Source organism: Ethanoligenens sp., from assembly GCF_047718355.1.
Lineage (GTDB): Bacteria > Bacillota > Clostridia > Oscillospirales > Ethanoligenentaceae > Ethanoligenens.
Map to the genome: position 1 here is coordinate 1 of NZ_JBDNLG010000027.1, position 12,688 is coordinate 12,688.

Here is a 12,688-nt window from a genome sequence, read left to right on the forward strand (position 1 = left end):
ATACGCATAAAAACAAATAGCGGAGGATAAACCATGAAAAAGTTCATACAGGAATTCCGGGATTTTGCTGTGAAAGGCAATGCATTTGATTTAGCAATTGGTGTTATCATAGGCGCAGCGTTCAGCGCAATTGTCAATTCACTGGTAAAAGATATCTTAATGCCATTGCTCAGCATCGTGTTCGGTCAAATCAATATAACCGATTTAAAACTGGTCATCCGAGGCATTCCGGGCTCCTCCAAGATTGTAATTTCATACGGTTCCTTTTTACAAGCCGTTATCAACTTCCTCATAATTGCGTTCTGTATTTTTTTGATGGTCAAAGCCATCACACGTTTGCACCAAAAAAAAGTGGAAGCTCCAAAGCCCGACCCTTCATTGGTGGTTTTGACCGAGATACGCGATCTGTTGCAAGAAAAAGCAAACTGCGAGACGGAAAACTGAATGCACTGTCCTGCCATTCAATATGATTATTCCCGCAAAAAACGCGGTGCGTTTCCAAATATTTTTTAAAAGTATATTGTTTAAACCAAAACTCCATTCCAATACATGAATAATTGATCTGTCCGGCATAACGCATAATCTGTTCCTTTACGTCCATACTATTTGCGAAAGCGGATGATAGCCGTATGCTTCATCTGCTTTTTAAATCTATGCATGACTGTGTGCTGTCTTTCATACCGGAAAACTGCACGGACATTGTGGGTTGTTTTGCAACGGCTTTGCGCGTTGTAAAACCGCAAATAAAAGGGAGTTGATTTTCATGCTGGACAGAATCGCCTTATTGCTGGTGATTATAGGCGCGCTCAACTGGGGCAGCGTCGGCATTTTCAATTTTGACGTGGTCGGTTGGGCTTTCGGCGGTGCTGGTTCGGCCGTCAGCCGGATCATCTTTACGCTGGTAGCCATCGCAGGCATTTGGTGCATTTCCCTGCTGTTTCGCGAACGTGAAATTGTGGAGGCAAAACACACCTCATAAGGCAAATGATTTCGGATTTTACGCGTACTGGCATATGAGACGTATCTTACGCAAACAGGACGCAAAAAAGCGACGTTCCGCCTCACAGGAACGTCGCTTTTTCGTACCTATTTGAAAATCAAACAGGATTAACCTTCCACGATGGTCTTGGTATCCACCGCAATCATATATTCTTCATTAGTTGGGATGACATACACACGGGTTTTTGTGCCGGGAACGGAAATATCGCCCTCTTTGCCGCGGATAGTCGTGTCATTCTTTGCCGCATCCATCTCAATGCCGAGGTATTCCATATTCTCGCACACCGCTGCGCGCAGCAAGCAGGAATTTTCACCGATGCCACCGGTGAATACCAGTGCATCAATGCCGCCCATTGCAGCCGCGTAAGCACCCACATATTTTTTAATTTGATAACGCTGGGCATCCTGTGCAATTTTAGAGCGCTCAATGCCTTTTGCCGTGGCCTCTTCCAAATCACGATCGTCACTGGAGATACCGGAGATGCCAATAAAACCGGATTCTTTATTGAGAAGCTGCTCCATGTCGCGCGGGCTGATGCCCTCTTTTTCCATGATAAATGTGACAACAGACGGGTCCAGATCACCGCTGCGGGTACCCATAATAATGCCGCCAAGCGGGGTAAAGCCCATGCTGGTATCCACACATTTACCTGCGTCCACCGCTGAAATGGAAGAGCCGTTGCCCAGATGGCAGGTAACAATTTTGGTGTCTTCGGGCTTTTTACCCAGAAGTTCCGCACAACGCAGGCTCACATAGCGGTGGGACGTACCATGCGCGCCATAGCGGCGGACACGGTATTTCTCATAGTATTTATACGGTACGCCAAACGTATATGCGTGCGGCGGCATGGTCTGATGGAAGGCGGTATCGAACACCATAACATTGGGAATCTCTTTGCCCAATGTATCCCGGCAGGCCTCGATACCACTGAGTGCGGGCGGATTGTGCAGTGGGGCAAAATTGATGACCCCCTGGAATTCCCGCAAAACCTCATCGGTCACAAGCACGGACTGTGTAAATTTATCGCCGCCATGTACAACGCGATGTCCCACCGCTGAGATCTCTTTGATACTCTCGATCACGGCGCCTTCACCGCTGGTCAGCGTTTCAATGACCAGCTTGAATGCGACGCGATGATCCGGCAACGGCATTTCGCGTTCAAATTTCCGCCCGTCACCTGTTTGGTGCTTGAAGCGTCCGTCGATGCCAATACGCTCACAGTTTCCCTTTGCCAATACATTTTTGCTGACCATGTCAATCAGTTGGTATTTCAAGGAAGAACTTCCTGCGTTGATAACCAAAATTTTCATATGTGATCCCCCTGCATCATAAAATAAGGCATTGCAATGCTAACACAACATGTACTATTATATAAGGTAGAGAATGCAGTTGCAAGTAGTATGCAGGATTATGTATATTTTGTGATGATTTTTGATGGAAAACGCTCACAATGCTATCTCTGGTTGCGACGTGAAGGCATCTGATGCAAACACCAGGCCCCCAACCACGCGCGGAGCAAAGCAATTTTCAGGATAATCCGAAGAAATAAGAGGGGTGGCAGAATGCAGGTAGCAGGTGTGATTGCGGAATTCAACCCGTTTCACAATGGTCATGCCCATTTGCTGCGGGAAGCGCGCCGCACAGGCGCCGACGCTGTGGCCGTGGTCATGAGTGGTTGTTTTACCCAGCGGGGTGAACCAGCTTGCATGTCCCCCACAACGCGCTGTGCAGCCGCCCTGCACGCGGGAGCGGATTTGGTGGTCGAACTGCCGCTGCCATGGGCTATGGCGGCGGCAGACACGTTTGCGGCCGGTGCGATCTCATTGTTGAAAGCATTGGGGTGCGTGGATCGGCTGGTGTTTGGCAGTGAAACAGGAGACACGGACAAACTGACTGAATGCGTACGGATGTTAAACGAAGTGGATGGCAGCAGTGCTTTTGCAGATGCACTTGCCGCGGGCTGCTCTTTTCCGAGAGCACGGCAGAACGCCGTTCACATATTGTTCCCGCAAGCCGACATCTCACCGCTTTCCCGTCCGAACGACACCCTTGCCCTCGCCTATTTGAATGCCTGCGCCAAACTGAAAGCACCGTTTAACCCGTTTGCTATTCGCCGTGTCTTTGCAGGGCACGACACGGTGGGAGAGGAGGCCGGTTTTTCCAGTGCGGCACAGGTTCGCGCTCTGCTAACTGCGGGACGGGAGGAAAAAGCGCTGGCGTGTGTGCCGGAACAAGCCGCTGTACTTTACCGCCGGGCGCTTGCGGCTGGAGCTGCTCCCTATCGCGCCGCTTACGCCGAGCGCGCTGTGCTGGCACGTTTACGTTGTCTGGACGCGGCCGCATTGGCACGGGTACCGGATGTATCCGAAGGCTTGGAAAACCGTCTGCTCTCCGCCGTGCACCGTGCAAGCGGACTGGAACCATTGTTTTCCGCCATCAAGTCCAAGCGATATACCCTTGCACGGGTGCGCCGTGTGGTCTGGGGTGCATTCCTCGGCCTTTCCCGCACCCACACGGCGGCTCCTCCTCCATATCTGCGGATACTGGGCATCGGCCCGCGCGGGCGCGATATTTTGCGCCGTGCCGGACAAACCGGCAGCCTGCCGATTGTCACACGACATGCCGATATGGCCAGACTGGGCACATTTGCCCGGCATGTCTATGAACTGGAATGCCGGGCAAATGATCTTTACGGCCTGTTCCTGCCATGTGTACAGCCCACCGGTATGTTGCAGCGGACAGAATTGATTCATGTGCAGACATTGCAAAACCGGCCCAAATAAGTTACAATATGCAGATACGTAAACGTTCATGCATCCGGGCGAATCCATGTGCAGCGGGACGGAACGTCCTCCACCTTGCATTGTACTTTTCAGTTGCTGTGCAAAAACGCATTCGTCCACCCGCGCAAGATTTTATGCTTTTCATGATTTTATGGCAGAGTCTTATAAAATTTAGGAGGAATCTACATGTTTGACGTTGTATCCCTCGGAGAGCTCCTTATTGATTTTACTCCCGCCGGAGTGGGCAGTAACGGGGCAGAATTATTTGCGCGTAATCCGGGCGGAGCCCCTGCCAATGTGCTGGCGGCCAGCAGTCGTCTTGGTGCAAAAACAGCGTTTATCGGAAAGGTCGGGAACGACGATTTCGGTCATTTTTTAAAAGACACACTGGACAGCACTGGGATTTGTACACGAAATCTGGTGCTGACAGATGAAGTACATACCACATTGGCGTTTGTACACTTAGATCCGTCTGGTGACCGGTCATTTAGTTTTTATCGCAAGCCTGGCGCGGATGTGCTGCTGCGAAAAGATGAGCTTGACCTTGACTTACTGCGCCAGACCGGCATCCTGCATTTCGGTTCGCTCTCGCTGACCGACGAACCCAGCCGCACCGCGACTTTCTGTGCAGTGCAAACCGCCAAAGATGCCGGCGCGATCATCAGCTACGACCCAAACTACCGTGCGCCGCTGTGGGACAGTAAAGAATCAGCTGTGAAACAAATGAAAGCCGGACTTGCTTACGCGGATATCGTCAAACTTTCTGAAGAAGAATTGACTCTTCTGACGGGAGAAACCGACTTGAATGCCGGTGCGCGGGCGATACAGGCATTCGGCGCAACGTTGGTGCTGGTCACGTTGGGCAAAAAAGGCGCTTATTATCGTTTAGGCGAGCACAGCAATGTTCTTCCCACCTACGATGTACATACCATCGACACCAACGGCGCGGGCGATGCATTTACCGGTGCAGTCCACTATGGGCTAAAAGGCAAAAGTGTAGAAGATATTCGCAAATTGCCAATCGCACAATTGGAAGATATCCTTGACTATGCCAATGCGGTGGGCTCTCTTGTCACCAGCAAAAGCGGTGCAATCCCAGCCATGCCTCTACAGGAGGATGTGGCTGCCTGCCGCGTTAATGTACCGCATCTAATCGTGGAAGATTAAGCGAGGATAGAAGTATTTCCTCCCTTTCCAAAGGCATCTGGTCTACATTGCAACACCCTATGCACTCTATTAAAAATAAAATCCACCGCAAAAAAGCCTCCGATATTTATAACCCATAAATATCGGAGGCTTTTGATTAATGAAAAAGGTCGGCTATTTATTTGTTTGTTGATTCCATTTCCCCAATGCTCATGCTGCGCACATGGGGAATGGCTTTCCACGCGTTGCTGCGAACAAAAAACGCCCGGAGATAAATGACCATCCAAGTCAAATAGAAATATGGGAAATACAGCACGGCTTTACGCAAACCCCGCAGATCACTGGGCTTTTCAAAAAGAACCGTAACAAATGCACCGCCGCAAAAGCTGCCAAGGATACCTACGATCAAAACCAGATTGTTCAACACAGAGGTTCCAATCGGGAAGACTCCCAGCAATGTCAGCGCCATATAGACAAATGAACTAATTGCTCCCAGCAGTGTAAACGGCAGTGTCAACAAAAACATCAGCATGTCAAACTTAACCAGACTCGGACTTTTAATAAAACCCCGGAACATTGGTCGGATATATTTACCCAGACATTGCACAAATCCATTTGTCCAACGGGTGCGCTGCACCATCGATTGATGTTGTGTGAGCGGTTGTTCGTCAAAGACGAGTGCGGTCGGCACCCACGCGACCTTTTCCCCCAGCATGACGGTCTGCATCGTGTATTCCAGATCCTCGGTCAAGGTGCTGACATCATAACCGTGCGCACGCAGATGATCCGCTTTAATCATGAAGCCCGTGCCGTTGATGGACGCGGAAAGTCCCAGGCAGGCGCGCGCATAGTTGGAAAACCGGTTTTGCATCCAATAATAAATTGCATGACATCCAGACACCCATGTGTCAAATGGATTTTTGATATCCCGATAACCCTGTGCAACCTTAGCACCTTCATTGAGGGCACGGTTCATTTCGGTGAAAAAGTTCTTTTCCACCAAGTTGTCGGCATCAAACACACAGAACGCATCGTAAATATCCCGTTCCGCAAAAATCTTTTCAAATGCGAATTTCAGCACATACCCTTTGCCAATCTCCGCGCGGTTGAATCGCTCATAAACGACTGCGCCAGCTTGCCGAGCCATAAACGCGGTGTGATCTGTGCAGTTGTCGGCCACCACGATCACGTCGATCATTCCATCGGGGTAATCCTGCTGCCGGATACTTTCGATCAGGTTTTCAATCACCTGTTCCTCGTTACGTGCGGCAATCAGGGCAGCAAACCGATGATGGCTATCAACCGGGTTCCGCGGCTGCTTGTGCAGCTTGAGCGCCACAATGCTCACTGCCATCTGATACAGAAAAAAGGCACATGTTACAAAGTTAAACAAAAGCCAGCAATAGATCAGACCGTTATACAACCAAGCCATAGAAATCACCCCGTGTACTATAAACCGAAAACTGTACATGAATAAACACCCGTTTATTTCGTGTCACAGACAATGGACCCCTCACATATCGTCTTATTGTAACATATCCGCCGATATCTGTCGAGGTATCCGCAGCTTTTTCCGTATTTTACAAGTCTATGGGAACGGCGTATGGCTTCCGGGCACGAAACACGCAGGTATAGGTAAATCCGGCCTTCTTTGCCAGCTGCAACCCTTCGGGAATGTTTGCCCCCACATCCTGCATGGTATGCGCATCCGAGCCGATGGTCAAGGTCTTGCCACCCAGACCGCGATACAACGAAAGCCCCCAGAAATCCGGCATACACAAGCCATAGGCCTGCCGCAAACCGGACGTATTCAATTCCAATCCGATTCCCTTTTCAATTGCTTTCTTCAGCACGCGTGTAATCTGCTCCTCAAAACCTCGGATGTCGATATTTTTTTTCTGTTCGCCGTTGATATAGCGCAATGGGTATGTAATGTGCGCAAGCACGTCGAATTCCCCCCACTCCACCATATGCTCCATCTCTTCATAATACGCCGAAAGCAATTCTTTGGGATCATTTTTTTCATAATCCAGAAACGCGAAGTCGTCCACCCCTTTAATATGATGCAGAGAACCCAGTACAAAATCATACGGGTGGGTGCGGATGACATCGTGCGCCAACTGTGTGTCGCACATAACATTACCCAACTCAATGCCCTGCAAAATCTCCAGTCTGCCCTCAAACACCCCCCTGGCCTTCAGTACGTCAAAAAAGGATTGGCGGACAGACCGCTCGTATCCGTCCTCATCATAGCGGTCTATTTCGCAATGGTCGGTAATCGCAATCTTATCAATATGTTTTTCAATTGCGCTGATGCAAATTTCAGTGGTAGAGTGCACCGCGTCAGGTGAATTGTCCGTGTGAATATGCAAATCGGTCAGCATGATTTCGTGCCTCCAAAGGACAAACTCCCCCTACAGAAAACCATAAAAAGAGCCTGTCTAAATTTTCTTTCGGTTTATGATGTGAATTTCATTAAAATGTGCTATGATAATAAAGCGCTTGTGCGCCCGTTCGGATTCTGACCCATTCTTATTATACACCATCCGCGCGCCGCGCCAACTATGGGAGCCGTTTTTTTCAAAAAATCCGGCTTCTTTTTCGGGTTCCATCCAAAATGCCGCTCCGTTTCGGCTACACGAAACGCGAACTGCGTTGTTTTTTTCATCTGCGGGAAAAGGATCTTTCTGCCGTGTCCTGACCGCAGGCAATTTCTATACTGGAGGTAATTTATGAAAGCCGTCATCACCGTTATCGGCAAGGATATGACCGGTATCATTGCCAGAGTGAGCAATATTTGCTCTGAGAACAAAATCAACATCACAGAAGCGACACAATCCGTTTTGCAGGACGTGTTCGCCATGATTATGCTGGTCGAGATGACCTCATCACAAATCACTTGCGCCGAGTTGAGTGACAAAATGGACACACTTGGTAAGGATATGGGTCTAACCATCCATGTCATGCAGGAAAATCTTTTCAATTCTATGCACCGTATCTAAACCCATCACTTTTGAGGTATACAACCGGAGGATTTGGAAAACATATGTTAAATGTTGGAGATATATTGGAAACGGTCGAAATGATCGAGCACGATAACCTCGACATCCGTACCATCACCATGGGCATTTCACTGTTTGATTGCTGTGACCCCGACATCGATGCCGCGTGCAACAAGATTTATGAAAAAATCGTGCGCAAAGCGGAAAAGCTTGTCAAGACCGGGGAAGATATCGAAAAGGAATATGGCATTCCCATCATCCACAAACGCATCTCCGTCACGCCTATTTCGTTAATCGCTGCCAGTTCCGGCAATCACGACTATGTCAAATACGCGCTGGCTTTGGATCGGGCAGCCAAAACCGTGGGCGTCAATTTTCTCGGCGGCTACACCGCACTGGTTCACAAGGGGTTTGCAGGTGCAGACTCCGCATTCATCGAATCCATACCCGAAGCACTGGAACGGACGGAATTTGTCTGCTCCTCGGTCAACATCGGCACCACCAAAGCCGGCATCAATATGGACGCGGTAGCGTTGATGGGTAAGATTGTTCGCGAATGCGCGGAACGCACAGCCGACCAATGCTCACTTGCCGCCGCTAAATTGGTAGTCTTCTGCAACGCCCCGGAGGACAACCCCTTCATGGCAGGCGCGTTCCATGGCCCCGGCGAACCGGAAACCGTCATCAATGTGGGTGTGTCTGGCCCCGGCGTGGTGCGTGCGGCCCTGCAAAAGGCCGGCGATTGCGACTTGACGGGTGTGGCCGACTGCATCAAAAAAACAGCGTTCAAAATTACGCGTGTAGGACAGTTGGTGGCCAGAGAAGCCTCCCGCCGTCTTGGCGTACCATTTGGCATCGTCGACCTGTCGCTTGCACCCACCCCGGCGCGCGGCGACTCGGTGGCACACATCCTTGAAGAGATGGGCCTGGAAAGCTGCGGCGGCGCCGGCACAACGGCAGCACTGGCACTGCTCAATGATGCGGTCAAGAAGGGCGGCGTGATGGCTTCTTCGCATGTTGGCGGGCTTTCCGGCGCATTTATTCCCGTAACGGAAGATGCAGGCATGATCGCAGCAGCACGCAGCGGCGCCCTGCGCATTGAAAAGCTTGAAGCCATGACCGCCGTCTGCTCGGTAGGACTTGATATGATCGTGATCCCCGGCGACACAACCGCCGACGTGATTTCCGCTATCATTGCCGATGAAGCCGCCATCGGTATGGTCAACAGCAAGACCACGGCCGTGCGTGTAATTCCCGCCATTGGCAAAACAGTGGGCGAAGAACTGGAATTCGGCGGCCTGCTCGGTTCCGGTCCGGTCATGGAAGTCAGTCGGTATTCCCCGGCAAAATTGATCGCACGGGGCGGTCGCATTCCCGCCCCCATTCAGAGCTTGAAAAACTAAACCAATTTGTGCAAGACTCACGAAAGCAATTTTAGCAATTGTGCACATTGCAAAATAAAATAAAAAGATTATTATAAGTAACGTACAGGAGGGTGGTGCACCACCCTTTATGAATGGAGGTACTGCCATGCAGGATATCATTCAAAAGATTATTGAAATTGACAAAATGGCACAAACTATGACGACGGAGGCACAGCAGCTGCGCACCGAAGCCGAACAGTCCATCCGCAAAGACAAGGATAAGCTGCGGGAAGACTATTTGGAGCGTGCGCGCAAACGCATCGCCAAAACCGCCGCCACCGAAGAAGGTTTCCAACAGCAATCGCTTACGGAAATCGAAAAAAAGTATGCTTCAACCGCCGATGCCTTGCGCGCAATGTATGATAAAAACCATACGCAATGGGTCGATCAGCTTTTCAAAAAAGTGATTGGCGGGTGATTGCATGGCTGGAACATCGGGAAGCATTGCGCTTGCCACCAAAGTTCATGCGATGTTTGGCAAACGGCTCACGGAAGCAAATTACCGCGAGCTGATACGCAAACAGAGCGTGAGCGAAATCGCTGTTTATCTGAAGCAGCAAACATATTACGCGGATCTCTTGCACGATGTCAATGAATCCTCTGTACACCGTGGGCAGTTGGAAAATGTTCTGCGCCATGCGATTTACAAGGATTATATGCGGATGCTGGTTTATATTTCCCCAAATGACAGGAAATTTTACCGGTTTTTCCTCGTGCGGATGGAGATCGACGAGATTCTGAGTTATCTCCGTTACCTGAACGCAGGCCGCGAAACGGAATATCTGTTTTCGCTGCCCTCTTATTTTGCCGAACATGCAGATTTTGATCTTTACAGTTTGGCAAAAGTCCGCAGTTTTGACGAACTGCTTCGACTGCTCGCAGACACGCCGTATGCCGACATCTTGAAAAATTATGACCCTTCCAATGCGGACGCGCAGGACAGCGTGCAGATCGACAATGCATTCGACCGCTACTATTACGCTTACCTGAACCGTGCCATTGAGAACAGCTTCACCGGGCAGGACAAGGACAAACTCAAACGCGCCATTGGTGTTCAGATTGATTTGTTGAATATCACACAAATTATTCGCCTCAAGCGATATTTCAACGCACCAGCCGAGTATATCCGATCCTTGCTGCTGCCGCACACCGTACGCGTCAAAATTGAAGGGCTGAACAAGATGGTAGAGTCCGCAGATGCGGATGCCGCGCTGGCTGTTCTCGCGGATACGCGTTACGCCGAATTTTTTGCACCTGGCAGCTTCGATTATATTGAGGAGGGCGCTAACCGCGTTCTCTTTGATTACAACAAAAAGCTGTTGGCCACCTCCACATCTTCGGCTGTGGCGATGACGGCCTACCTGAATCTCAAGCAACTTGAACTGCAAAACATTATCACCGTCATCGAAAGCGTGCGCTATGGGCTGCACCCCGCCGATACCGAAAAACTTCTGGTGGGTATCAAAGCTTGAACTGCGAAAAGCAGCTCATAACAGCACACTTTCAAATTTTCTCAAGGAACCACGAAGGAGGCGGCTTTTAGTATGGCGGTTGCCAAAATGAAGCTGGTCAATATCGTCGGTCGGCTCAAGGATTTTGATACGGTGGTGCAGGAGTGCTGTATTAACGGGAATTTCCATGTCGAGCAATCCGCAACGGCTTTGGAAAATGTGAAGGAATTTCATCCCATTGATACGGTAAATCCCTATGAAAAGGCTCTGCAACGAGCCATCGATATCGGTGTTCATGCCGATATTCACCTGCACTACAGCAATTTTGAACATCTTGATATGTCGGCCGAGGAATTAGGCGACTATGTGTCCAAGGCAGGTTTCACACTCGACGCGCTGAATGCACGGGTGCGTGATCTGACCCAAGCTGTCGGGCGTTATAAGCAAATGCTCGTACAGCTGGAACATCTGAAAACACTAAAAATCAATTTGGACGACATCTTCCAATGTGTGTACATTGGTTTCCGTTTCGGACGCCTGCCGAAAGACAGTTTACCGAAGGTTAATGTCGACCACGAGGAGATCGAACTGCTGTTTGTTCCTCTTGAGGAGACCGATTTGTTCTATTGGGGGTTCTACGTGGCTCGAAAGCCCCAACTTGCGCAGGCGGATGAGTTTTTCAATTCGCTGTATTTTGAGCGCATCCCCATTGTTGAGCAAGCACATGGTACTCCGTCAGAGGCGTCCGCCAGTGTTCAAACAGAGCTTGAAAACGTCCAAAAGGATTTACAAGACGCGCAAAAAGCTGTCGGAAAGTACTGGAACGCCAATCGAGAAACATTCCTCAAAGTCTATTCTAAACTGCGCTATCTGCATGACAGCTTCGACTTACGCAAATACGCATCCGAATATGACGACAATTTTTACATCTTCGGCTGGGTGCCGGAGCGGGAAATTCCTCTTTTCACCAAGCAGTTCGACAGCCTTCCCCATGTGGACTGTGTTGTGGAAGGTATCGAGGAAGCACCTAACATCGAACCGCCAACTCATCTGGTCAACAACAAAATGGCGAAACCGTACGAGGGTTATCTGGAACTGTATGGTTTGCCGCTCTACAATGAAATTGACCCGACGCCAATCATGTCCATCACGTACTCCGTTATTTTTGGCATCATGTTTGGTGACATCGGACAGGGGTTCCTGATTCTTTTGGGCGCCCTGTTCATGAAATACAAGAAAAAGATGTTCCTCGGAGATATTTTGATTCGATGCAGCATTTTTTCTATGATTTTCGGGTTCTTCTATAACTCATTTTTCGGATATTCGGGAGAACGTGCGGTTTTGCCCATCAATTTCAACCACGGGCAATCCATTCTTCCGGTAGAAAACAGCAGCAATCTGATGACTGTCCTGCTGATATCCGTGGCGGGCGGTGTATGCTTGATCGTCTTCTGCATGATTCTCAACATCATCAATGGCATCAAGCAGAAAAATCCCGAGAAAACATTTTTCAGCCAAAACGGCGTCACGGGCTTAGTTTTCTATGTGGCAGTTATTGGTGCCGCCGCCCTGATGCTCATAAAAGGCAGCAAACTGATTTTCAACCCTGTGTTTATCATTCTGCTGGTTGTCGTACCGCTTCTGATTATCGCCTGCAAAGAACCGCTTGGCCGGCTCTGCGCACGCAGAAAAGACTGGGCGCCCAAGAAAACAGGCGAATTCATTATGCTGGCGTTCTTTGAATTGTTTGATATCATTCTTTCTTTTCTTTCCAATACGATTTCCTATATCAGAATCGGGGCATTTATCCTGAGCCACGCCGCCATGATGAGCGCCGTGTTCACGATCGCCAAGATGACCGGCAACGCGAATAATCCCGTCG

The 12,688-nt window shown here is 49.7% G+C and carries 11 protein-coding genes and 1 pseudogene; 9 read left to right on the forward strand and 3 right to left on the reverse strand.

From position 1 onward, the window contains the following. The first annotated feature begins 33 nt into the window (after positions 1-33). Positions 34-444, forward strand: a complete 411-nt coding sequence (mscL, locus tag ABF463_RS05905; protein ID WP_415532642.1) for a large-conductance mechanosensitive channel protein MscL — start codon at positions 34-36, stop codon at positions 442-444. A 319-nt stretch (positions 445-763) separates the two neighbouring features. Beyond that, positions 764-979 carry a DUF378 domain-containing protein gene (locus ABF463_RS05910; RefSeq protein ID WP_415532643.1) on the forward strand — a complete coding sequence of 72 codons (216 nt, stop codon included), beginning with the start codon at positions 764-766 and terminating at the stop codon, positions 977-979. A 128-nt stretch (positions 980-1,107) separates the two neighbouring features. Here the strand turns inward: ABF463_RS05910 and ABF463_RS05915 are convergent, their stop codons facing one another. Beyond that, positions 1,108-2,310, reverse strand: a complete 1,203-nt coding sequence (locus ABF463_RS05915; protein WP_415532644.1) for an acetate/propionate family kinase — start codon at positions 2,308-2,310, stop codon at positions 1,108-1,110. A gap of 252 nt (positions 2,311-2,562) precedes the next feature. Here ABF463_RS05915 and ABF463_RS05920 point away from each other — a divergent pair, with 252 nt between their 5' ends. Together ABF463_RS05920 and ABF463_RS05925 are read left to right on the forward strand one after the other, a co-directional pair. Further along, positions 2,563-3,783, forward strand: coding sequence for a nucleotidyltransferase family protein (locus ABF463_RS05920; protein ID WP_415532645.1), 1,221 nt, complete (start codon positions 2,563-2,565; stop codon positions 3,781-3,783). 186 nt (positions 3,784-3,969) lie between these two features. Further along, entirely contained in the window at positions 3,970-4,950 is a 981-nt protein-coding gene (locus ABF463_RS05925) for a carbohydrate kinase family protein (protein WP_415532646.1), read from the forward strand. Positions 4,951-5,107: 157 nt separating this feature from the next. Here ABF463_RS05925 and ABF463_RS05930 read toward each other — a convergent pair whose 3' ends face one another. Together ABF463_RS05930 and ABF463_RS05935 are read right to left on the reverse strand one after the other, a co-directional pair. Beyond that, positions 5,108-6,361 carry a glycosyltransferase family 2 protein gene (locus ABF463_RS05930; protein ID WP_415532647.1) on the reverse strand — a complete coding sequence of 418 codons (1,254 nt, stop codon included), beginning with the start codon at positions 6,359-6,361 and terminating at the stop codon, positions 5,108-5,110. 148 nt (positions 6,362-6,509) lie between these two features. Continuing rightward, entirely contained in the window at positions 6,510-7,313 is an 804-nt protein-coding gene (locus ABF463_RS05935; RefSeq protein ID WP_415532648.1) for a histidinol-phosphatase HisJ family protein, read from the reverse strand. 348 nt (positions 7,314-7,661) lie between these two features. Here ABF463_RS05935 and ABF463_RS05940 point away from each other — a divergent pair, with 348 nt between their 5' ends. From ABF463_RS05940 to ABF463_RS05960, 5 genes and pseudogenes are all read left to right on the forward strand, one after another. Then, positions 7,662-7,931 carry an ACT domain-containing protein gene (locus ABF463_RS05940; RefSeq protein ID WP_415532649.1) on the forward strand — a complete coding sequence of 90 codons (270 nt, stop codon included), beginning with the start codon at positions 7,662-7,664 and terminating at the stop codon, positions 7,929-7,931. Positions 7,932-7,975: 44 nt separating this feature from the next. Further along, complete coding sequence (locus ABF463_RS05945; protein WP_415532650.1) at positions 7,976-9,334, forward strand: PFL family protein; 1,359 nt, start codon at positions 7,976-7,978, stop codon at positions 9,332-9,334. Between the two features lie 127 nt (positions 9,335-9,461). Next, on the forward strand, positions 9,462-9,773 hold the full coding sequence (locus tag ABF463_RS05950) for a hypothetical protein (protein ID WP_415532651.1): 312 nt from the start codon (positions 9,462-9,464) through the stop codon (positions 9,771-9,773). 4 nt (positions 9,774-9,777) lie between these two features. Beyond that, on the forward strand, positions 9,778-10,827 hold the full coding sequence (locus tag ABF463_RS05955; RefSeq protein ID WP_415532652.1) for a V-type ATPase subunit: 1,050 nt from the start codon (positions 9,778-9,780) through the stop codon (positions 10,825-10,827). Positions 10,828-11,253: 426 nt separating this feature from the next. Further along, positions 11,254-12,111: pseudogene (locus tag ABF463_RS05960) on the forward strand (V-type ATPase 116kDa subunit family protein); the annotation flags it as partial. Positions 12,112-12,688: the final 577 nt, after the last annotated feature.